The sequence below is a fragment of the Streptomyces sp. NRRL S-495 genome, from assembly GCF_000966955.1.
GTDB lineage: Bacteria > Actinomycetota > Actinomycetes > Streptomycetales > Streptomycetaceae > Kitasatospora > Kitasatospora purpeofusca.
The window spans coordinates 1-21,314 of record NZ_JZWY01000367.1 but is presented as its reverse complement, the minus strand read 5'-3'; the positions used below and the strand labels follow the sequence as shown (position 1 = coordinate 21,314).

General features: G+C 73.8%; 19 protein-coding genes and 3 pseudogenes. 12 read left to right on the top strand and 10 right to left on the bottom strand.

Translation table 11 applies throughout. The annotated features are described in order from the left end of the window. Positions 1–336, top strand: a pseudogene (locus tag VR45_RS48755) (ATP-binding protein); the annotation flags it as partial. A gap of 90 nt (positions 337–426) precedes the next feature. On the opposite strand, the gene VR45_RS47035 reads toward VR45_RS48755, so the two are convergent. Both VR45_RS47035 and VR45_RS19370 read right to left on the bottom strand, forming a co-directional pair. Then, a complete protein-coding gene (locus tag VR45_RS47035) occupies positions 427–1,563 on the bottom strand; it encodes an LPXTG cell wall anchor domain-containing protein (protein ID WP_045941053.1) in 1,137 nt (378 codons plus the stop codon). A gap of 107 nt (positions 1,564–1,670) precedes the next feature. Continuing rightward, entirely contained in the window at positions 1,671–2,663 is a 993-nt protein-coding gene (locus VR45_RS19370; RefSeq protein WP_045941052.1) for an LAETG motif-containing sortase-dependent surface protein, read from the bottom strand. 168 nt (positions 2,664–2,831) lie between these two features. On the opposite strand from VR45_RS19370, the gene VR45_RS19365 reads away from it, so the two are divergent. The 4 genes from VR45_RS19365 to VR45_RS19350 all read left to right on the top strand — a co-directional run bounded on the left by VR45_RS19365 (position 2,832) and on the right by VR45_RS19350 (position 6,660). Further along, positions 2,832–3,740: a LysR family transcriptional regulator gene (locus VR45_RS19365; RefSeq protein WP_045941056.1), complete on the top strand. Its 909-nt coding sequence runs from the start codon at positions 2,832–2,834 to the stop codon at positions 3,738–3,740. 59 nt (positions 3,741–3,799) lie between these two features. Beyond that, the gene (gene alc, locus VR45_RS19360; RefSeq protein WP_045941051.1) at positions 3,800–4,900 is read left to right on the top strand and encodes an allantoicase; all 1,101 of its coding nucleotides are present in this window, start codon (positions 3,800–3,802) and stop codon (positions 4,898–4,900) included. A gap of 95 nt (positions 4,901–4,995) precedes the next feature. Next, positions 4,996–5,271 (top strand): hypothetical protein, encoded by a 276-nt coding sequence (locus VR45_RS19355; protein WP_045941050.1) that lies wholly within the window; start codon positions 4,996–4,998, stop codon positions 5,269–5,271. A 48-nt stretch (positions 5,272–5,319) separates the two neighbouring features. Further along, positions 5,320–6,660, top strand: coding sequence for an amidase (locus VR45_RS19350; RefSeq protein WP_045941049.1), 1,341 nt, complete (start codon positions 5,320–5,322; stop codon positions 6,658–6,660). A 40-nt stretch (positions 6,661–6,700) separates the two neighbouring features. Here the strand turns inward: VR45_RS19350 and VR45_RS19345 are convergent, their stop codons facing one another. Continuing rightward, positions 6,701–7,366 carry a TetR/AcrR family transcriptional regulator gene (locus VR45_RS19345; protein WP_045941048.1) on the bottom strand — a complete coding sequence of 222 codons (666 nt, stop codon included), beginning with the start codon at positions 7,364–7,366 and terminating at the stop codon, positions 6,701–6,703. 151 nt (positions 7,367–7,517) lie between these two features. Between VR45_RS19345 and VR45_RS19340 the strand changes: the two genes are divergently transcribed. Together VR45_RS19340 and VR45_RS19335 are read left to right on the top strand one after the other, a co-directional pair. After that, positions 7,518–8,477, top strand: a complete 960-nt coding sequence (locus VR45_RS19340; protein ID WP_063772511.1) for an alpha/beta hydrolase — start codon at positions 7,518–7,520, stop codon at positions 8,475–8,477. Next, the gene (locus tag VR45_RS19335) at positions 8,474–9,097 is read left to right on the top strand and encodes a TIGR03086 family metal-binding protein (RefSeq protein WP_045941047.1); all 624 of its coding nucleotides are present in this window, start codon (positions 8,474–8,476) and stop codon (positions 9,095–9,097) included. Before VR45_RS19340 ends, VR45_RS19335 begins: the two co-directional genes overlap by 4 nt. A 12-nt stretch (positions 9,098–9,109) precedes the next feature. Here VR45_RS19335 and VR45_RS47030 read toward each other — a convergent pair whose 3' ends face one another. Then, a complete protein-coding gene (locus VR45_RS47030) occupies positions 9,110–9,247 on the bottom strand; it encodes a hypothetical protein (RefSeq protein ID WP_159394268.1) in 138 nt (45 codons plus the stop codon). A 199-nt stretch (positions 9,248–9,446) separates the two neighbouring features. Between VR45_RS47030 and VR45_RS19330 the strand changes: the two genes are divergently transcribed. Next, a complete protein-coding gene (locus tag VR45_RS19330) occupies positions 9,447–10,268 on the top strand; it encodes a protein phosphatase 2C domain-containing protein (protein ID WP_045941046.1) in 822 nt (273 codons plus the stop codon). Positions 10,269–10,361: 93 nt separating this feature from the next. On the opposite strand, the gene VR45_RS19325 is transcribed toward VR45_RS19330, so the two are convergent. Both VR45_RS19325 and VR45_RS19320 read right to left on the bottom strand, forming a co-directional pair. Further along, on the bottom strand, positions 10,362–11,321 hold the full coding sequence (locus VR45_RS19325) for a pirin family protein (RefSeq protein WP_045941045.1): 960 nt from the start codon (positions 11,319–11,321) through the stop codon (positions 10,362–10,364). 141 nt (positions 11,322–11,462) lie between these two features. Further along, positions 11,463–11,897: an SseB family protein gene (locus tag VR45_RS19320; protein WP_107084221.1), complete on the bottom strand. Its 435-nt coding sequence runs from the start codon at positions 11,895–11,897 to the stop codon at positions 11,463–11,465. Between the two features lie 293 nt (positions 11,898–12,190). On the opposite strand from VR45_RS19320, the gene VR45_RS19315 reads away from it, so the two are divergent. Together VR45_RS19315 and VR45_RS19310 are read left to right on the top strand one after the other, a co-directional pair. Continuing rightward, positions 12,191–14,020: an acyl-CoA dehydrogenase gene (locus VR45_RS19315; RefSeq protein WP_045941043.1), complete on the top strand. Its 1,830-nt coding sequence runs from the start codon at positions 12,191–12,193 to the stop codon at positions 14,018–14,020. A 354-nt stretch (positions 14,021–14,374) separates the two neighbouring features. After that, positions 14,375–15,688, top strand: a complete 1,314-nt coding sequence (locus VR45_RS19310; protein ID WP_045941042.1) for a M18 family aminopeptidase — start codon at positions 14,375–14,377, stop codon at positions 15,686–15,688. Positions 15,689–15,778: 90 nt separating this feature from the next. Here VR45_RS19310 and VR45_RS19305 read toward each other — a convergent pair. The 3 genes and pseudogenes from VR45_RS19305 to VR45_RS50585 all read right to left on the bottom strand — a co-directional run bounded on the left by VR45_RS19305 (position 15,779) and on the right by VR45_RS50585 (position 19,305). Continuing rightward, positions 15,779–17,607 (bottom strand): annotated as a pseudogene (locus VR45_RS19305) (NHL domain-containing thioredoxin family protein). Between the two features lie 51 nt (positions 17,608–17,658). Further along, a complete protein-coding gene (locus tag VR45_RS19300; RefSeq protein ID WP_045941041.1) occupies positions 17,659–18,888 on the bottom strand; it encodes a glutathionylspermidine synthase family protein in 1,230 nt (409 codons plus the stop codon). Between the two features lie 6 nt (positions 18,889–18,894). Further along, positions 18,895–19,305, bottom strand: coding sequence for a hypothetical protein (locus VR45_RS50585; RefSeq protein ID WP_353612703.1), 411 nt, complete (start codon positions 19,303–19,305; stop codon positions 18,895–18,897). A gap of 179 nt (positions 19,306–19,484) precedes the next feature. Between VR45_RS50585 and VR45_RS19290 the strand changes: the two genes are divergently transcribed. After that, positions 19,485–19,907, top strand: a complete 423-nt coding sequence (locus VR45_RS19290; protein WP_045941040.1) for a DUF350 domain-containing protein — start codon at positions 19,485–19,487, stop codon at positions 19,905–19,907. A 50-nt stretch (positions 19,908–19,957) separates the two neighbouring features. On the opposite strand, the pseudogene VR45_RS44255 reads toward VR45_RS19290, so the two are convergent. After that, positions 19,958–20,284, bottom strand: a pseudogene (locus tag VR45_RS44255) (helix-turn-helix domain-containing protein); the annotation flags it as partial. 105 nt (positions 20,285–20,389) lie between these two features. Between VR45_RS44255 and VR45_RS19280 the strand changes: the two are divergent. Next, entirely contained in the window at positions 20,390–21,307 is a 918-nt protein-coding gene (locus VR45_RS19280) for an NAD(P)-binding domain-containing protein (protein ID WP_045941038.1), read from the top strand. Positions 21,308–21,314: the final 7 nt, after the last annotated feature.

Below are 21,314 nucleotides of genomic sequence, written 5' to 3'. Positions count from 1 at the left end.
GCCCGACCAGCGGGCCGGGCGCAGCCCCGCCGCCGCGCCCGGCGCGGCCGCGCCACCGTCCCCGGGCCGCTGCTCACCACCCACCGCCCGCGCCGCGACGGCCGCCCGTACGACACCCACGTCCTCCCGCCCGCCGCCGACCCGGTGCCCACCTTCCGGCCGGTGGACCTGGACGCCCTGCCCGACCTCACCGCGGAGTCCGGCCGGGGCCTCTTCCTCATCCACGCCCTCACCGACCACGTCCAGCTCCGCAACCATCCGCTGCGGGGGGCGATCGTCAGCTTCGACAAGATCCTCAAGTGGCAGGACGGCGCGCTGCTGCGCCGGGCGTCCTGAGGCGGGACAGCCCTCGGCGGTGCCCGGAGACGGCGACGTCCCGCCCGCTGCGGTAGCGCGACGGACGGGACGTCGACGGGTGGTGCCGGATCAGCTGCGGGTCGCGGCGGCCTTGCGGCGGCGGGCGACGACGACGGCGCCGGCGCCGAGGGCTATCGCCATGCCACCGGTGACGACGAGCGGCACGGTGCTGGAGCCCGCGCCGGTGGTGGCGAGGCTGGTGCCGGTCGGGCCACCGCCGGTCGAGCCGGTGCCCCCGGTGGTGCCGGCCGGCCGGCCCGCGGAGGGCGAGGCGGAGGTCGAAACCGAGGCGGTCGGCGAGGCGCTCGTGGTGGGCGTCGCGGTGGCGGTCGACGGGACGGTCGGGGAGGAGGTGCCCGTCGCCGTGGCCGAGGTGCTCGGGGCCGGGTCGACGACGGTGATCCCGGTCGTGGACGAGCCGACCAGCCGGTTGCAGGCGTACTTGACGTGCTCCGGGCCGGCGTCCCACGGCAGCACCTCGGAGCCGCCGGAGACGGTGAGGCTGTAGTCCGGGCTGTAGCGGCAAATGGCGGAGAGCTGGACCGACACGGTGATCATCTCGTTCGGCTTGACCTGGAAGGAGCCGAGGGAGACCGAGCCGTGGTCGGTGCTGGCCGGGGGCAGCGGGGTCCAGGCGCCGTTCTGGACCTTGGTGAGGGCCTTGGGCAGCCAGATGCCCTTGACGCCGTCCAGCAGGACGTTGAGCCGGAAGTCCGTCAGCGTGGCCTTGCTGGTGTTCTGGAAGGAGAAGGACACCTCCTTCGACGATCCGCCCTTGACCAGCGTGATCGCCGAGTCGGTGTTGTGCACCGGCATCTTGACGTCGCGCTGGTACTGGCAGCCCGCCGGGAGGGTCGGGGTGGCGGACGGGGTCCCGGTCGGCGTGGCGGTCTCCGAGGGCGTGGTGGTGGCGCTCGGGGAGCCGCTCGGGGCCGTCGTGGTGGGGGCGGCCGACGTCGGGGCGGCCGACGTGGGTGCGGCCGTCGTGGGTGCGGCCGAGGTCGGGGCGGCCGTCGTGGGTGCGGCGGTGGACGGTGCGGCCGCGGTCGGCTCGGTGGTCGCGGCCGTGGACGGTCCGGTCGTCGCGGCGGCGGCCGAGGCGCTGGTCGTCGGATCGGCGGCGAAGGCCCCGGCGGTGCCCGCGAGCGTCGCGGCGCCGCTCAGGACGAGCAGAGCGGCTGTGGTGGTCAGACGGGAGGTGCGCAAGATTACGGCTCCGATGGTGGGGCGTCGGCGGGATGGCTTGCGCTCAGTGGACGGGCGAGACATGCGAACGGTTGTCGGCATGCCTCGTAGTTTCTTCCGACGGTGCGTCAGCTGTGCGCTCCGGCCTTGCGACGGCGCAGCACGAGCAGCGTCCCGGCACCGGCCGCGAGCACGGCGGCACCGCCGAGGGCGATCGGCAGGGTGTTGGAGCTGGAGCCGGTGTCGGCCAGGTGCGGGCCGCTCACCGCGGACGGGGAGGCCGTCGCCTTGAGGGGGGTGGCGGCGGCGGTGGTGGCGGTGGTGGCGGCGGACTTGTCGACCACCTTGAAGTCGCCCTCGTAGTAGTTGCCGTACTGGGTGCAGCTGTTCGGCAGGGTGGAGCCGGGCTTGGGGAGGTCCGGCGTGTTGTCGAAGGCCTCGGAGCCGCCGCCCACGGTGCCGCCGTAGTCGCCGACGGGGGCGGTGTTGGCGGCGATCCGGAACTGGATGGTGAGCTTCTCGCCCTTGGCGATCTTGTGGGTCCCGGTGTTGATGTCGCGGTCGACCAGTTCGGCGGGCTTCCAGTCGGAGCCGGGCAGCTTGAGCTGGACGGTGAAGAAGTCGGTCCGCCAGTTCAGCGGACGCTCGTTCCCGTTGTCGGTGATGTAGATGCTGGACGAGAACTTGGCGAGGTCCACGCCGGTGGTGTTCTCGAAGGTCACCTGGACCTCCTGGGCCGGTCCGCCCTTGACCAGGGTGGTTCCCCAGAGGCCGGTGCCGGTGATCTTGAGGTTGTCACCCCCGTGGACGCCGCCCTGGCAGCGGTTCGTGAACGTGGGTGCCGGGGGCGTGGGGTGGGTGGTCGGCTTCGGCGCGGTGCTCGCCGACGGCGAGGTGGAGGGGTTCGGGGAGGTGGAGGGGTTCGGCGAGGTGGGCGCCGTGGGCGTGCCGCCGGTGCTCGGGGAGCCGCTCGGGGCCGCCGTGGTCGGGGCCGCCGTCGTGGGGGCCGCCGAGGACGGGGCGGGCGACACAGCGGCGGCGCCGGCGGTGGCCGTGCCGACCGTCGCGCCGAGGGAGAGCGCGATCAGCGTGGACGCGGCCAGAAGGCGGGAAGTGCGCACGGTCTTGGCTCCAGCTTGATGAAGTCTGTCCGAATATGGGCGACTTGGCGCCTTGGTGTGATCACCGGCGCGTCGCAGGAGCGGCACCATATCGGAGGGTGGGCGAAGCGTCCGGCCCGGGGGCCCGGAAGGCGGTCGGCGACGGCCTACCCTGGCGCGATGGGTGCGGTGGGCGAGTGGGACCTGAGGCGGCTGCGGGTGCTGCGGGCGGTCGACGAGTGCGGGACGGTGACGGCGCCGGCCGAGCGACTCCATCTGTCGCCCTCGGCGGTCTCGCAGCAGATCTCGGCGCTGGCCCGGCAGGTGGGCGCGCCGATGCTGGAGCCCTACGGCCGCCGGGTGCGGCTGACCCCGGCGGCCCGGCTGGTGCTGCGTCACGCGGCGGTGGTCTTCGGACAGTTGGAGCGGGCCGAGGCCGAGCTGGCGGGCTATCTGCACGGCGAGGCGGGCGAGGTCAGGGTGGGCGCCTTCGCCACCGCGATCACCGGGCTGCTCGTCCCGGCGGTGGCCCGGCTGCGCGAGGCCGCGCCGAGGCTGACCGTGCGGGTGGTCGAGGCGGAGGCGGACGAGGCGGTCCGGCTGCTGGCGGCGGGGGACGTCGACCTGGCGCTGTCGCTGGCCGTCGGACTGGTCGGCCGGGGCCCCGGATTCGTCGAGACGGAGCTGCTCAGCGACCCGTTGGACGTCGCGCTGCCACCGGGCCACCCGCTGGCCGGGACGCCGGGGCTGCGGCTGGCGGACCTCGCGGCGGAGCCGTGGATCTACGGCGCGGCCGGGCCCTGGCGGGAGATCACCACGGCGGCCTGCGCCCAGGCCGGCTTCACCCCGGAGCGGGCGCACACCGCCGCGGACTGGACGGCGATCCTGGCGATGGTGGCGGCCGGACTGGGGGTGGCGCTGGTGCCGCGGCTGGCCTCGGCCGGTCGGGGCGGCGCGGCGGTCGTCCGGGCGCTGCCGGCGGACCTGCCGACCCGCCGGGTGGTGGCGGCGGTCCGGGCCGGCACGGAGGGGACGCCCCCGCTGCGCCGGGTGCTGGCGGAGCTGGCGGACGTAGCCAGGACTCTTCAGTCGGACTGAACGGTTTGCTCAGTTCTTTGTGATGGACCTGATGGGTCGCCCGGCGTGAGGCTGGGGGCATGACCACCGAACGGAACCCAGGCCCCCGCCCCGACCAGCTGTCCGACGCCGACGCCCCGCCGTACGGGGGCGGCAACCCCTACGCCGACTACCGCGCCGCCGAGTTCCCCTTCACCGGCCTGGTCGACCTCGCCGACCGCCGGCTGGGCGGCGCGGTCGTCGCCGCCAACGACGAGCTGTTCGCCGAGCGGGAGAACCTGCTGCTGCCGGGCGCGGCCGAGTTCCGCCCGCACACCTTCGGCAACAAGGGCCAGATCATGGACGGTTGGGAGACCAGGCGGCGACGCGGCACCGGCGCCGGGCATCCGCACCCGACCGCCGAGGACCACGACTGGGCGCTGATCCGCCTGGGCGTGCCGGGAGTTGTGCACGGCGTGGTCGTCGACACCGCGCACTTCCGCGGCAACTACCCGCAGCAGATCGGCGTCGAGGGCGCCGAACTCCCGGGCACCCCGGGCCCGGAGGAGCTGCTGGCCCCCGAGACCGAGTGGCATCCGCTGGTCCCCCGCTCGCCGGTGCGCGGCCACGCCGCCAACGGCTTCGCCGTCGAAGGTGGCCGCCGCTTCACGCATTTGAGGCTCAGCCAGTTCCCGGACGGTGGCATAGCCCGCTTCCGGGTGCACGGCGAGGCCCGTCCGGATCCGGCCTGGCTGGCCGCGCTCGGCACCTTCGACCTGGCCGCGGTCGAGAACGGCGGCGCCGTCGAGGACGCCTCGGACCGCTTCTTCTCCTCCCCGGTCAACCTCGCCCTGCCCGGCAAGTCCGGGGCGATGGGCGACGGTTGGGAGAACCGGCGGCGCCGGGACGACGGCCACGACTGGGTCCGGCTGCGGCTGGCCGGGCGGGGCGCGGTCCGGGCGGTGGAGATCGACACCGGCTACTACGTCGGCAACGCGGCCGGCTGGGCGGCGCTGTCGGGCCGGGACGAGCAGGGCGCCGACCCCGGGGCCTGGTTCGAACTGGTGCCGCGCACCCGGCTCCAGCCGGACGCCGTGCACCGGCTGGTGGTCGACGCCCCGCGTCCGGCCACCCACGTCCGGCTGGACGTCTTCCCGGACGGCGGGATCGCCCGGCTGCGGCTGTACGGCGGGCTGGTCTGACCCGGCGCCGCCAGGCGGGGCCAGGTCCGACCCGGGGCCGCTCGGCGGACCGCGCTCCGTTTGCCGGGTCCGGCGGCCCGCCGGACGATGGGGGCATGATGCACCAGATGCGGGCCGAGTTCGGCACCGGCGGCGCGCCCGCCGGGGTGCGGCTGTGGCACATGGTCCGAGGCGGCGAGGTCGCCGCGATGTGCGGCCGGGAGATCGACGCGGCGGCACCCGCCCGGGAGGCGACGGACTGGGGGCACACCCCCGAGACCTGCTGCCACACCTGCGGCGCGTACGTCCTGCGCGAGTCCCCCTACCTGGGGGACGAGCACCGGCCGGGACCTCCCGGCGAGCAGCCGGACACCGGCTGGCCGACGGGCTGACCGGGGCGGCGGCACGCTCCCGGACGGGCCGGGGCTACCGTGGGCGCCATGGACAAGTCCCTGGTCCGGCCCCGCTCGCTCGTCCGTGAGGCCGCCTCGCTGCGGGCCGGTGTGCCGACCCCGGCCGTCCACGTCGACCGGCTCTGCGCCCGGATCGACCAGGTGGACCCGCTGATCCACGCCTTCGTCCCCGAACCCGGCCGGGCCGAACGGCTGCAGGCCGAGGCCCGGGCACTGGTCGTCCGCCATCCCGACCCGGCGCAGGCGCCGCCGCTGTACGGGGTGGCCGTCGGGATCAAGGACATCGTGCACGTCGACGGCCTGCCCACGCACGGCGGTTCGGTGCTGCCCCCGGGCGTCCTGGCCGGGCCGCAGGCCACCGTGGTGGACCGGCTGCGGGCCGCCGGCGCGCTGGTCGCCGGCAAGACGGTGACCGCCGAGTTCGCTGGCAGCGCGCCCGGCCGGACCCGCAATCCGCACCGCCCCGAACACACCCCGGGCGGCTCCAGCAGCGGTTCGGCGGCGGCGGTCGCGGCCGGACTGGTGCCGCTGGCGATCGGCACCCAGACGATCGGCTCCGTGGTCCGCCCGGCCGCCTACTGCGGTGTGGTGGGCTTCCGGCCGACCTTCGGGCGGATCCCGACGGCAGGCGTGATCCCGAACGCGCCGAGCTTCGACACCGTGGGCCTGTTCACCGCCGACCTGGCGGGCGCCGCGCTGGCCGCCCCGCTGCTGTGCGACGACTGGGACCACGCGGCCGGGCCGGGCGACGGCGCGGGCGGCGGGGAGTGGGCGGACGGGGCGCCCGTGCTCGGCGTCCCGGTGGGCCCGTACCTGGACCGGGCCGGGCCGGAGGCGCGGCAGGCGTTCGACCGGCAGCTGGCACTGCTGGCCGCGCGCGGGCTGACGGTCCGCAGGCTCGATCTGCTGCCGGACTTCGACGAGTTGGAGCGGCAGGCGCAGACGGTCAACCGCTTCGAGATGGCCGCGAGCCACACGGACTGGTTCGCCCGCTTCGGCGACCTCTACCGGCCGGAGACGGCGGCGAGCATCCGGCACGGGCGGACCGTCGACCCGGCCGACCGCACGGCCGCGCTGCGCTCCCGGACGGCCTTCCGGGAGCGGCTCGCCGAGCGGCGGCAGCGGGCCGGGGTGGACCTGCTGCTGGCGCCCTCGGCGACCGGCCCGGCCCCGCTCGGGCTGGACAGCACCGGCAGCGCGGTGATGTCACTGCCGTGGAGCTTCGCCGGCCTGCCCGCGCTCAGCCTGCCGGCCGGGGTTACGGCGGCGGGCCTGCCGCTCGGCCTCCAGGTGGTCGGTGAGGCCGGGGCGGACGAGCGGCTGCTGGCGCTGGCGGCCGTCCTGGAGCGGGTGCTGGACGGCGCCTGAGCCGTTCGGACCGAGGGGAGCCGTCCCGGGGTGCCGGGCCTCAGGCGGTGAACGCGGGCCCGTCCGGGTCGGTGGCGTCGGAGCGCAGCCGGCGCAGCACGGCGCGGTGGGCCCGGTCGTACGGGGTGTCGTCGTCGAACAGCAGGGCCTGCGGGTTGGCGTTCTCCAGCAGGGCGATCAGGGTGAAGGCGATGTCCTCCGGGTCGGCGTCGGGCCGCAGTTCACCGGTGTCGAGGGCCTCGGTGACCAGGCCGAGCACGGTGGCGTGCCACTCCCGCCAGTTGGCGGCGAGGACGTCGCGCAGCGGGCCGGGCCGGGCGTCGTACTCGGCGTTGACCTCGTAGAAGAAGCAACCGCCGGGGAAGACCCGGGCGCGCGAGTAGGCCAGCCAGGACTCGCAGAGCAGCCGGACCTTGCGCAGGCCGGGGGGCTCGTCGTGGACCGGTGCGAGCACCGCGTCGGCGAAGATCCGCCGGGCGGCCCGCACGGTGGCGAGCTGGAGCTCCTCCTTGGAGCCGAAACCGGCGAAGACGCCGCTCTTGCTGAGGCCGAGGTCGGTGGCGAGCCGGCCGATCGACAGCGCGTCCAGCCCCTCGACCGAGGCGATCCCGACGGCCCGGCGCAGGACCGTCCGCCGGGTCTCCTCACCGCGCAGCACCCGGCCGTCCGTGGTCGACGCCCGTCCGTCCGTGGTCGATCCGGCCACCGCTCACCCCAGTCCTCCGGCCGTTTCCCGGCCTTTCCGTCCTGTGGCCAGGGTAGCGGGGAGCGTCGCCCGACCTGAAATAAGCACGAACGGTCGTGCTAATATCTCGCCGAGTTCGGCTCTTGCCCCTCGGTACCCACAGGAGTTCCGCATGGACCCGGCCGTCGCACTGATCCGCACCACCCTGAACACCGCCTCGCTGGCCGCCCCCGGGCTCGCCGGGCGGGCCGCGTTCGAGCTCTACCGCCACCCCTTCCGCCGCAGCCGGGTCCGCCCCGGCGAGCGCGAGGTCCACGACCGGGCCGTCACCGGGACGCTCCGGCACGGGGGTGTGCGGGTGGTCGTCCACCGTTGGGGCGACGGCGCCCGGCCCGTCCTGCTGATGCACGGCTGGCGCTCCCGGGCCTCCCGCTTCGCGGACCTGGTGTCCCGGCTGCGGGCACTCGGCCTGACCGCGGTCGGCTACGACGCCCCCGGGCACGGCGACTCCGGCGGGCGCACCGCCACCGTGCTTGACCACCGCGCCGTCGCCCTGCGGCTCCAGGAGTCGTACGGCGGCTTCGAGGCGGTGGTCGCCCACTCGCTGGGCGTCAACGCGGCCTTCCTGGCGCTGCGCGAGGGCCTGCGGGCGGAGCGGCTGGTCGCCTTCTCCGGCGCCTCCGAACTCTCCTGGCTGCCGACCGCGTTCTGCGAGCGGCTGGGCCTGAACGCCACCGTGGAGCGGGAGTTGCGCCGCCGGGAGGCGAGCGGAGCGATGTTCCCCGGGGTGACGGACATCCGCACCCACTTCGACGCCGCCCGTGATCCCGGGAAGATCGCGCTCCCGATCCTGGTCGCGCACGACGAGGACGACGACGTGGTCCCGTTCTCGCACGCCCGCCGGCTCCGGGCGGCGTACGGGGAGCAGCTGGAACTGCTGGCCACCCGGGGCCTCGGCCACCGCCGGATCCTCACCGAGCCGACGGTGCTCGACCAGGTGACGGGCTTCCTGGCCGCGGGGACGGACCCCGGCCTCCGATCCTTCGACGGACGCGGGTCCTTCGACGGACGCAGCTCCTTCGACGGACGCAGGTCCTTCGACGGACCGGGGAAGGCGGTGGGCGCGGTATGAGGATCCTCGAACTGCACACCCGGGCCCTGGAGTTGGCCGCCGCCGTGGTGGACACCGTGCAGCCGGAGCAACTGGTGCTGGCGACGCCGTGCGCCGGGTGGCCGCTGCGGCGGCTGCTGGAGCACACGGTGGGGCAGCACCGGGGCTTCGCCGCGGCCGCCCTCGGCGCCGGGGCGGACCGCGCGCATTGGCGCGACGTCCCGGTCCACGGCGACCCGGCGGGTGCGTTCCGGCAGTCGGCGGAGCGGCTGACCGCCGCGTTCGCCACCGCCGCCGCGGCGGCGGAGCCCGCCCCGCTGTGCCTGCCGGAGATCCGCGACGGCGAGCCGTTCCCGCTCGACCGGGCGATCGGCTTCCACCTGCTGGACACCCTGGTGCACGCCTGGGACGTGGCGGCCGCGCTGGGCTCGCCGGCCCGGCTGGTGGCGGCGGTGCAGGCCGAACCGCCGCTGCTCGGGGCGCTGCTCACGGTGGCCGGGGCCGTCCCGGCCACCGCCCCCGACCGGGGGGCGGGGCGGGCGTTCGCCGCCGTCCGGGCGGCACCGGACGTGACCGGGCCGTTCGACCGCGCGCTCGCCCTGCTGGGCCGCGACCCGTCCTGGTCCGAGGCCGACCGCTGACGCGCCGTCCGGCTAGCGGTCGCCGGGCCGGCGGTCCTCGCGCCCCTCGCGCCCCTCGTCCGGGAAGCGCGGTCCGCCGATCAGGAACAGCAGGGTGGCGGTGGGAAAGCCGATCGTCGCGACCAACAGCACGATGAACTGCCAGAACATCTCTCGCTCCTCGCCCTCGTCAGCGCCGGGGGCGAGGATCCCCCGAAGGTGGTCCCAAACCCGGACGGCCCTGATTGGCCGAAATGTCCACTCGTGCTCCGACGGTATGGCCGGATCACCCGCGCTGCCACCGGGGGCGCGCGGCGCGGCGCGTGCACGGGTCTGGGCGCGCGCCGCACCCGGCGCGCACACTGTCGGGATGCAGGTACAGCTCGCAGGGGAAGCACGGCGGCCCGACCGCGAGAGCGAGGACTTCGCGGCGGCCACCTCCGAGGCACTCGTCCTCCTCGACGGATCGAGTTCGCCGACCGGCCTGGAGTCCGGGTGCCGCCACGGCACCGCCTGGTACGTCCGCAGACTCGGGGTGCACCTGCTGGCCCGGCTCACCGACCGCCCGGACCGTTCGATCGCCGAGTGCCTGGCGGACGCCATCGCCGAGACGGCCGCCCTGCACGGCGGCCGCTGCGACCTCGCCCACCCCAACACGCCCGCCGCGATGGTGGTCGCCGCCCGTCGGCACGGCGCCTCGCTGGAGTACCTGGTGCTCGGCGACTCCCTGCTGGTGCTGGAGCCCGCCGACGGCCCGCCCCGGGTGATCGGCGACAACCAGCGCTTCCCCGGCGGGGAGGAACTGCGCCGGCAGGTCTGGTCGACGGTCCCCGGCTCCGCCGAACGGGCCGCCCTGCACCTGGAGTACACGCTGGCCGTCCGGGCCGCCCGGAACTCCGGCACCGGCCCCTGGATCGCCGCCGCCAGCCCCAAGGCCGCCGCCCACGCCGAGACCGGCTTCGTCCCGCTGGCCGGACTGCGCGCGGTGGCCGCCCTCTCCGACGGCGCGGCCCGCTTCACCGACCGCTTCGGCCTCGGCAGCTGGGGCGACGCGCTGCGCCTGCTCGGCGAGTGCGGCCCGGCCGAGCTGATCGCCCAGGTCCGCGCGGTCGAACGCGCCGACGCCGCCTGCGAACGCTGGCCCCGCGGCAAGGCCCACGACGACGCCTCGGCCCTCTACGCCCTGCTCTAGGGCCGACGCACAAAAGAGTCGACGCACAAGTCGACGCACAAGGGGAGTGGCGGAGCCGGGAACCCGGCTCCGCCACTCCCCTTGTACTCGTGCTCAGTGGCCGTCGGCGGGGATGGTCCCCAGGCGGCCGGCCTGGAAGTCCTCCATGGCCTGCTGGAGCTCGCGGTGGCTGTTCATGACGAACGGGCCGTAGTGGGCGACGGGCTCGCGGATGGGGAGACCGCCGAGGAGGACGACCTCGAAGTTGTTGTCCCGGGAGTCCTGCTTCCCGTCGGCGCGCAGGGTGATCGAGTCGCCGTCGCCGAAGACCACCGCCTGGCCCCGGTGGAAGGGGCGGTGCTCGGTGCCGGCCGTGCCGCTGCCGGCCAGGCCGTAGGCGAGGGCGTTGAAGTCGGGGCGCCAGGGCAGGGTGAGCTGGGCGCCGGGGCTGATCGAGGCGTGGATCATGGTGATCGGGGTGTGGGTGCTGCCGGGGCCCTGGTGGCCGTCCAGGTCGCCGGCGATGACGCGGAGCAGGGTGCCGCCGTCCTCGGTGCTGAGGAGCTTGACGCTGCCGCCGCGGATGTCCTGGTACTTGGGGGCGATCATCTTGTCCGAGGCGGGCAGGTTCACCCACAACTGGAGGCCGTGGAACAGGCCGCCGGACCGCACCAGCGACTCGGGCGGGGTCTCGATGTGCAGCAGGCCGGAGCCGGCCGTCATCCACTGGGTGTCGCCGTCGGTGATGGTGCCGCCGCCGCCGTGCGAGTCCCGGTGGATGAAGGTCCCGTCGATGATGTAGGTGACGGTCTCGAAGCCGCGGTGCGGGTGCCAGGGGGTCCCCTTGGGCTCACCGGCCGCGTAGTCCACCTCGCCCATCTGGTCCATCATGATGAACGGGTCGAGGTACTTGGTGTTGATCCTGGCGAAGGCGCGGCGGACCGGGAAGCCCTCGCCCTCGAAGCCCTCGGGGGCGGTGGCCACCGTGAGGACCGGCCGGGCGCTCGTGACGGCGGGGTCGGGGGTGGTGACGCGCGGGAGGGTCAGCGGGTTGTCGACGGTCACGGCGGGCATGTCGGCCTCCTTCGGGGGACGTTCCTCTGGCCTACGTCCACGAGATTAGTTCAATCCTCAACTAGAAGCAAGTTGAATTTTGAACCAAGTGGATGTGCGCGGCCGAGCGGCGGGGTCGGGCGGCCCTCGGCCCATCGTCGGTCAGCCGTACATCCGGCGCATGGTGAAGTCGACCATCTGCTCGACCGCCTTGGCGTCGAACACCATCCGGTGCTCGCCCTCCATGTCCAGCGCGAAGCCGTACCCGGTCGGCAGCAGGTCGAGGACCTCGGCGCCGGTCACGGTGAAGTACTTGGACTCCTTGCCCGCGTACCGCCGCAGCTCCTTGAGCGAGCTGAACATCGGGATCACCGGCGTCGGCGTGTTGTGCAGGGCCAGGAAGCCCGGCCGTTCGCCGCGCGGGCAGTGCACCTTGGAGGTGATGAAGATGGCCTGGAAGTCCTCCACCGCCATCGAGCCGGTGGTGAAGGCCCGGACGGCGTCCGCCAGGGACGGCGGCGAGGGCTCCGGGTAGAGGGACTGCTGCGCTCCCGGTGGCTGCTCGCCGTAGGGGCCGGGGCCGGGCATGCCGTTCATGCCCGGCTGCGGCCCCGCCTGCTGGTAGGGGTCGCCCGGGTATGCGTTCTGGTCATAGCCGTACACACGGACAGGCTATCGGGAGCGCGGCCACCCGTGCGGGCGTCGATCCTGACAAGGAGTGGCCGCCCCGGCTTGTGGGACGTGACCACGTTCATAGCGGAATCCACGAGGGATTCACCGGCTGGGGCTTGAAACAAGTTACCGCTGGGTAGCATCATGAGGCCTACTGGTGGGTACGGGGCGCCCGAACGCGGCGGTCTCCCGGAAGCGACGAACCGGAGAAAACGGCCATGGGTCACTACAAGTCCAACCTGCGGGACGTGGAGTTCAACCTCTTCGAGGTGTTCGGCCGCGAGCAGGTGTACGGCACCGGACCGTTCGCGGACATGGACGTCGAGACCGCGAAGAACATCCTGAGCGAGATCGCGCGCCTGGCCGAGAACGACCTCGCCGCGTCCTTCATCGACACCGACCGCAACCCGCCGGTGTTCGACCCCGAGACCAACACCGCCCCGGTCCCGGCCACGTTCAAGAAGAGCTACCAGGCGTACATGGATGCCGAGTGGTGGCGTCTGGGCATCCCGGAGTCGATCGGCGGCCAGGTCACCCCGAGCTCGCTGATCTGGGCCTTCGCGGAGCAGATCCTCGGCTCCAACCCGGCCATCTGGATGTACTCCTCCGGCCCGGCCTTCGCCGGCGTCGTCGCCGAGGAGGGCACCGAGGAGCAGCTCAAGGTCGCCAAGCGGATGACCGACCGCCTGTGGGGCTCCACCATGGTCCTGACCGAGCCGGACGCCGGCTCGGACGTGGGCGCCGGCCGCACCAAGGCGATCAAGCAGGAGGACGGCTCCTGGCACATCGAGGGTGTGAAGCGCTTCATCACCTCGGGCGAGCACGACATGTCCGAGAACATCATCCACCTGGTGCTGGCCCGCCCCGAGGGCGGCAAGCCGGGCACCAAGGGCCTGGGCCTGTTCATCGTCCCCAAGTTCGACTTCGACTGGGAGACCGGCGAGCTGGGCGAGCGCAACGGCGCCTACGCCACCAACGTCGAGCACAAGATGGGCCTCAAGGCCTCGAACACCTGCGAGATGACCTTCGGTGCCAAGCACCCGGCCAAGGGCTGGCTGCTGGGCGAGAAGGTCGACGGCATCCGCCAGATGTTCAAGATCATCGAGTTCGCCCGGATGATGGTCGGCACGAAGGCCATCGCCACCCTCTCCACCGGCTACCTGAACGCGCTGGAGTACGCCAAGGAGCGTGTGCAGGGCGCCGACATCTCGCAGTTCCTGGACAAGACCGCCCCGCGCGTCACCATCACCCACCACCCGGACGTCCGCCGCTCGCTGCTGACCCAGAAGGCGTACGCCGAGGGCATGCGCGCCCTGGTGCTCTACACCGCGTCCGTCCAGGACGACATGATGGCCGCCAAGCTGCGCGGCGAGCACGACGGTGCCGCCGAGCGCCTCAACGACCTGCTCCTGCCGATCGTCAAGGGCTACGGCTCGGAGAAGTCCTACGAGCAGCTCGCCCAGTCCCTGCAGACCTTCGGTGGCTCCGGCTACCTGCAGGAGTACCCGATCGAGCAGTACATTCGGGACGCCAAGATCGACACCCTCTACGAGGGCACCACGGCCATCCAGGGCCAGGACTTCTTCTTCCGCAAGATCGTCAAGGACGGCGGCCAGGCGCTCACCGCGCTGTCCGAGCAGATCCAGAAGTTCCTCGGCTCCGCCGAGGGCGGCGACGCCCTGGCCGCCGAGCGCGAGCTGCTCGCCAAGGCCGCCGGCGACCTGGAGGCCGTCGTCGGCAAGCTGCTCGCCGACCTCTCCTCGGTCGAGCAGGACGTCAAGAACATGTACAAGGTGGGCCTCAACACCACCCGCCTGCTGATGGTCTCCGGCGACGTCGTGGTCGGCTGGCTGCTGCTGCGCCAAGCCGCGGTGGCCCTGGCCAAGCTGGAGGCCGGCGCCTCCGAGAAGGACGTGCCGTTCTACCAGGGCAAGGTCGCGGCCGCCCGCTTCTTCGCCAAGAACATCCTGCCGACCGTCGCCTCGCAGCGGCTGATCGCCGAGGGCATCGACAACGAGATCATGGACCTGGCGGAGGGGGCGTTCTGACGCCGCCCGCACTGACTGCCTGACCCCACCCTCACACCGAAGGGCCCGGTTCCACGACCGGGCCCTTCGGTGTGCCGGGGGGCGGTCCCGCGGGACGGCCCCCCCGGGCGGTCCGACGGGGTGGTCCGACACTGCCCGACCGGGCACCGTCGGGCCGGTCCGACGGTGCCCCGACCGTGCCCGGACGGCGTCCGACGAGTGCCCGTCGGGCCGTCAGATCCCGTCAGTTCACGTTTCTGTCTGCGTTCTGCATCCGTTGGGATGCTCCGAGTGTCATGTCCGTGTACGGGCATATGCTCAAGGTGCGAAGCCGATTCCCATTCGGCCTCGGCCCTCCCTCGACCCAGGAGCAGCATGTCGACCGCCGCCCGCCAGGCCTTCTTCGACCGGACGCACACCGATGACCTGATCGCCTTCCTCGGCACCTCGCCATCGCCCTACCACGCGGTCGCGAGCGCGGCCGAGCGGCTGGAGAAAGCCGGTTTCCGGCAGGTACTGGAAACGGACGCCTGGGACGGGGTGGCCGGCGGCCGGTACGTCGTCCGCGGCGGCGCGCTGATCGCCTGGTACGTGCCGGCCGGTGCGGGCCCGGAGACGCCGTTCCGCGTGGTCGGCACCCATACCGACTCGCCCAATCTGAGGGTCAAGCCGATCCCCGACACGGGGACGGCCGGCTGGCGGCAGGTCGCGGTGGAGATCTACGGCGGCGTGCCGCTCAACACCTGGCTCGACCGGGACCTCGGCCTCTCCGGGCGGATCACCCTGCGCGACGGCAGCCGGCGGCTGGTCCAGCTGGACGAGCCGCTGCTGCGCGTGCCGCAGCTGGCGATCCACCTGGACCGCCAGGTCAACGAGGGCATGAAGCTCGACAAGCAGCGCCACCTGACGCCCATCTGGGGCCTCGGGCCGGTCGACGAGGGCGCGCTGATCGAGTACGTCGCCGAGCGCGCCGGGGTCGACCCGGCCGAGGTGAGCGGCTGGGACCTCATGACCCACGACGTCCAGCCCGCCTCGTACCTGGGCCGGGACCGCGAGCTGCTGGCCGGTCCGCGACTGGACAACCTGCTCTCCGTGCACGCCGCCACCGCCGCGCTCGCCGCCGTGGCCACCGCGGCCGAGACCGAGGGCGCGGCCCTGCCGTACATCCCGGTGCTGGCCGCCTTCGACCACGAGGAGACCGGCAGCGAGTCGGACACCGGCGCGCAGAGCCCGCTGCTCGGCAACGTCCTGGAGCGCAGCGTGTACGCGCGCGGCGGCGGCCTGGAGGACCGGGCCCGGGCGCTGGCCGGCACCGTGTGCCTGTCCTCGGACATGGGCCACGCCGTCCACCCGAACTACAGCGAGCGGCACGAGCCGGGCCACCACCCGATGCCGAACGCCGGGCCGATCCTCAAGGTCAACGTCAACAACCGGTACGCCACCGACGGCGTCGGCCGCGCGGTGTTCACCGCGGCCTGCGAGAAGGCCGGCGTGCCGTGGCAGACCTTCGTCTCCAACAACGCCATGCCCTGCGGGACGACGATCGGCCCGATCACCGCGGCCCGCCTCGGCATCCAGACCGTGGACTGCGGCATCGCCGCGCTGTCCATGCACTCGGCGCGCGAGCTGTGCGGCGCGGAGGACCCGTACCTGCTGGCGAGCGCGATCAAGGCGTTCCTGGAGGGCTGAGTCCCTCTCCCCGGCACACGGAAGGGCCCGGCGAGCACGCGCTCGCCGGGCCCTTCCGCGCAGGTCGTGGCGCGGGCTCCTACGTGTGGGTCACTCCATGCCCGCCAGCACCAGCGGCAGCCGGCTCGCGCCGTCGGCGGTGAGCCGCACCGGCACGCCCCAGTCCTGCTGCCCCAGTCCTGCTGGTGGACGTGGCAGGCCGGGTACTCGATCGCCGGATCGTCGTCGCAGGAGGCCGCCATCGCCGAGACGTGCAGCACGCCCTCGGTCACCTCGGCGGACAGCACCAGCTCGCGGGAGAGCGCGGAGTCCGCGCCCGCCCCGGAGACCAGCAGCTCGGGCGGGGTGGCGCTGACCAGCAGCCGGGTGGACGGGCCGTAGCGCTCGTCCAGCTTCTGGCCGGTCGGCGCCCGGAACACCACGTCCAGCCGCAGGGCGCCCGGCGCCACCTCGGTCGCGGCCCGCCGGGTGCGGTGGGCCACCGCCTCCACCCGGACCGCCTCCTCGGGCAGCCGCAGCCGGGTCAGCCGGTGCCGGGCGGACTCGACCACCACGATGTCCTGGTCCACCAGCACCGCGCCGGAGGGCTCGCGCAGATCGGTGGCCAGCGTGCTGACCTCGCCGCTCGCCGGGTCGTAGCGGCGCAGCGCGTGGTTGTAGGTGTCGCTGACGGCCACCGAGCCGTCCGGCAGCACGGTGACGCCCAGCGGGTGCTGGAGCAGCGCCTGCTCGGCCGCGCCGTCCCGGTGCCCGAAGTCGAACAGACCGGTGCCGACGGCGCTGTGCACCTCCTTGGTTTCACGTGAAACCCAGCGCAGCGAGGAGGTCTCGGAGTCCGCGACCCAGAGCCGCTCGCCGTCCGCCGACACCGCCAGGCCGGAGGGCTGGGCGAACCAGGCCTCGGCGGCGGGGCCGTCGACCAGGCCCTCGTTGGTGGTGCCGGCCGCGACGCCGACCGTGCCGGCGGCCGGGTCGTACGCCCACAGCTGGTGCACGCCGGCCATCGCGATCCAGACCCGGCCGTCGAACCAGGCGACGTCCCACGGCGAGGAGAGGTCGACCTCGCGGGCCGCGCCCTCGGTCGCCGAGCCCTGCCACCACTGCCGGCCGGTGCCGGCCAGCGTGGTCACCTCGCCGTCCGCGAGCCGGACGCCGCGCAGCGCGTGGTTGACGGTGTCGGCGACGATCACGTCGTACGCGGAGCCGGCCGGGAGCAGCGCGAGCCCCTGCGGCTCGCTGAACCGCGGGCTGGTGCCGTCCACCAGGCCGCGCACCCCGTCACCGATCCGGCGGACCACGGTCTCGCCGTCCGCCTCCAGCTCGACCAGCGAGTGGTGCCCGGAGTCGGCCACCAGGAAGTGGCCGTTCGGCAGCCGGACCGCCTTGCCCGGGAACTTGAGGTCCCCGGCGGTCGGCTCGGGCGCCACGTACGGGCCGTCGCCGCGCCGCAGCGTCCCCTTCGCCGCGTGCTCCGCCTCCAGCTCCTCGACCAGCCGGGCGATCGCGTGCGCGTGCCCCTCGCCGGCGTGCTGGGCGACCACGTACCCCTCGGGGTCGATCACCACCAGCGTCGGCCAGGCCCGCACCGCGTACTGCTTCCAGGTGACCAGCTCCGGGTCGTCCAGCACGGGGTGGTGCACCTCGTACCGCTCGACCGCGTCCACCACGGCCTGGTGGTCGGCCTCGTGCACGAACTTGGGGGAGTGCACGCCGACGATCACCACGGTGTCGCGGTGCTTCTCCTCCAGCTCCCGCAACTCGTCGAGGACGTGCAGACAGTTGATGCAGCAGAAGGTCCAGAAGTCCAGGACGGTGATCTTGCCCCGGAAGTCGGCGAGCGTGAGCTCCTTGCCGCCGGTGTTGAGCCAACCGCCTGCCCCGACCAGCTCGGGGGCGCGTACACGTGCACGGGATGCCATGAGCCAATCAAACAGCACCGCCTCGCTGCGCATTCCGGTGCGTCCGAGGATTCAGACGATGAGGTGCGGGAGGAAGCGGGCGCCCTGGTGGGTGATCGGGCTGTCGTCGGTCTCGCGGATGCCGAGGCCGGCGGCCTCGCCGTCGACGACCCAGGTGCCGAGCACCGGGCGGTTGCCGTCGAAGTCGGGCAGCGGGTGCAGCTGCTGGTAGCAGTGGCCCTCGGTGCCGTAGCGGTCCGGGTCGCCGGCCCAGTCGGCGAGCCGGGTCTCCCGGCCGCCCGGTTCGACGATCCGCACGCCCGCGCCCTCCCGGCCGAGCAGCGGCTTGGCGGCGTAGCCGGGACCGTCCGGGTCCGCGAGCTCGCGCGGGCCGTCCAGGTAGGCGGGCAGCAGGTTGGGGTGCCCCGGGTACAGCTCCCAGAGCACGGCCAGCAGCGCCTTGTTGGAGAGCAGCATCTTCCAGGCCGGCTCGATCCACAGCGTGGAGCCGGTGGAGCCGCCGAGGTCGATGACGTCCAGCAGCTGCTCGCCGAACTCGTCGGAGACCAGCCACTCCCACGGGTAGAGCTTGAACGCGGAACGGACGAAGCGGTGCTCGAGGTCGACGAAGCGGCCGGACAGGCCGTCCCAGCCGATGTCCTCCATGGCGATGCCGACCGTTTCGAGGCCCGCCTGCTCGGCGCACTCCTGGAGGTAGAGGGTGGTCATCCAGTCCTCGCCCTCGGTGTCGCCGCGCGAGTGCGCGAAGTGCACCGGACCGGACGGCAGCAGGTGCTTCTGCCGGGCCCAGGCGGCCACCAGCCGCTCGTGCAGCGAGTTCCACTGGTCGGCGTGCGGGAACCGCTCCTCCATCCAGAACCACTGCGGACCGGCGGCCTCGATCAGCGAGGTCGGGGTGTCGGCGTTGTACTCGAACAGCTTCGCCGGGCCGGTGCCGTCGTACGCGAGGTCGAACCGCCCGTAGAGGGAGGGCTGCTCGTCGCGGCGGTGCCAGGACTCGGTGACGGCGGCGACCAGCTGGGGGTCGGTGATGCCGTACTCGGCGAACCGGCCGGTGCGCACCACGTGGCCGGCGGCGGCCAGCGACATTTCGTGCAGCTCCTCGACCACCTCCTCCAGCGCCTCCACCTCGGGCAGCGAGAACTCGTAGTACGCGGACTCGTCCCAGTAGGCGTGCGGGCCGCCCTGGTTGCACGGGTCCGAGCACATCGCGTAGATCAGGCCCTGGCCCTCGACGGTCGTCAGCCAGTCCGGGCGGGGTTCGACGGTACGGCGGCGCACGGCGGATCAGCCCCCGCCGGAGCCGCTGGAGCCGGCCGGGCAGCCGAAGCCGCCGCGCTTGGTGGCGGCCTTGTCGAAGGTGCCGCCGACGGCGTTGGTGGCGCCGGAGCCGCAGTAGTACCAGCGGCCGGCGGTGGCTCCGGCGGCCTTGCCGCCGGAGCAGGAGTGGCTGTCGAGGACCTTGAGGGTGGTCGGGTCGACGCAGCGGCTCGGCGGGTTGCCGCCGGAGGAGGACGAGCAGCCGGAGAGCGCGAGCGCGAGGGTGCCGACCATGCCCAGGGCGACGACCCCGGACCGGCGGCGGGTGCCGGGGGCCGGCGCGCCGGACCCGGGGGAGCCTGCGGTGTTCGGTCGCAGGGTCTCCGGTCGCACGGCGTCCGGTCTCGGGGCGGGGCGGTCGGGCGGCGGCTGCGTCATGGCGTCAGATGGTACGCGTGGGCCGGAATGGTACGGGAGGGCCCCCGGTTCCCCGGCCGGATCCGGCCCCGATGCGTTATCTTTTGCCGATCCTTGACCGCGGGACCGGGCCCCACGCGGGCGTCCCGTCCCCACGAGGAGAGCGACCTGCGAAACGGACCCGGGGGGCTGGACAACCCATGAACGACATCCTGCACGGACTCGGCGCGGCGGCGGTCTTCGGCGGCGTCGGCGTCGTCCTGCTGCTGCTCGGCATCCTGCTGGTGGACGCCCTCACGCCGGGGCGGCTGGGCCACCAGATCTGGGTGGAGCGCAACCGCAACGCCGCCGTGCTGCTCAGCTCGGCGCTGCTGGGCATCGGCGGCATCGTCTTCACCGCGATCCTCTACACCTACGAGGACTTCGGGAAGGGCCTGGTCTCCACCGGCTGCTTCGGGGTGCTCGGCCTGGTGCTGATGGCCGTCGCGTTCTGGGTGGTGGACGTGCTGACGCCGGGCAAGCTGGGCGCGATCCTGGTCGACCCGGAGCCGCACCCGGCGGTCTGGGTGACCGCCAGCTGCAACCTCGCGGTGGCGGCGATCGTGTCGGCCTCGATCGCCTGACCGTCCGCGGGGCCGGATGCCTCGGCGGGGCCGGGCGTCTCCGCCGCTCCGTCCAGCACGTGCCGCCTGCCCCAGGCGCCCAGCGGGGCCAGCGCCTCGTTGAGCCGCCGCCCGGCCGCCGTGAGGGAGTACTCGACCCGCGGCGGCACCTCGTCGTACGAGGCGCGGTGCACGATGCCGTCCGCCTCCAGCTCGCGCAGATGGGCGGCGAGCACCTTCTCGGTGATCCCGGGGACGTGGCGGCGCAGCGCGCCGAAGCGCAGGCTCGGCCGCTCGCCGAGGGCCCAGAGGATCAGCACCTTCCACTTGCCGCCGATCACGTCCATCGCGGCATCGATCCCGCACACGTGCGCGCCTGGCCTCGCTCTGGTCGCCATGTCCTGCCCCCGCCCCTCCGCCGACCTGCTCGCTCACCTCAGGGTAACCACCCACTCCGAAGTGCGTACTTGAGCACTTCCGGGCGTGCGACGAGCCTGGTCGGCATGACGACGAACGACACCGACACCCGTCCCGGAAGCACCGCTCCCGCCCCGCTCACCCCGCTCACCCTGCTCGGCCTCGGCGCGATGGGCACCGCGCTGGCCGGCGCCTGGCTGTCCGCCGGGCACCCGCTCACGGTCTGGAACCGCACCGCCGCCCGCGCCGAACCGCTCGCCGCGAAGGGCGCCGTCCTCGCCGCGACCCCGGCCGCGGCGGTCGCCGCCAACCGGCTGGTGGTGGTCTGCCTGCTGGACGACGAGTCGGTCGGGGAGGCCCTGGCCGGGGCCGACCTGACCGGCAAGGACATCGTCAACCTGGTGACCGGCACCCCCGGTACGGCCCGCGCCCGGGCCGCCTGGGCGGCCGCCCGAGGTGCCCGCTACCTGGACGGCGGCATCATGGCCGTCCCGCCGATGATCGGAGTCCCGCAGGCCGGTCCGTACGTCTTCTACAGCGGCTCGCGGGAGCTGTTCGAGGAGCACCGGGAGGCCCTCGCCGTCCCGGCCGGCACCCGGTACGTCGGCGAGGACGCCGGCTTCGCCGCGCTGCACGACGTGGCACTGCTGAGCGCGATGTACGGGATGTTCGCGGGGGTCGCGCACGCCTTCGCGCTGGTGCGGGAGGAGGCCGTCGACCCGGGCGCGCTGGCGCCGCTGCTCTCCTCCTGGCTCACCGCGATGACCGGCTCGGTCGCGACCACGGCGCGGCAGTTGGCGACGGGGGACTACACCGAGGGGGTCGTCTCCAATCTGGCCATGCAGGTCGCCGGTGTGCCGACCTTCCTGAGCACCGCCGAGGAGCAGGGCGTGAGCGCCGAACTGCTCACGCCCTACTTCGACCTGATGCGGCGCCGCCTGGTGGCCGACGCCCGCAACGGGGCCGAGGACCTCACCGGCGTGGTCGACCTGCTGCGCGGGTGACCGAGGC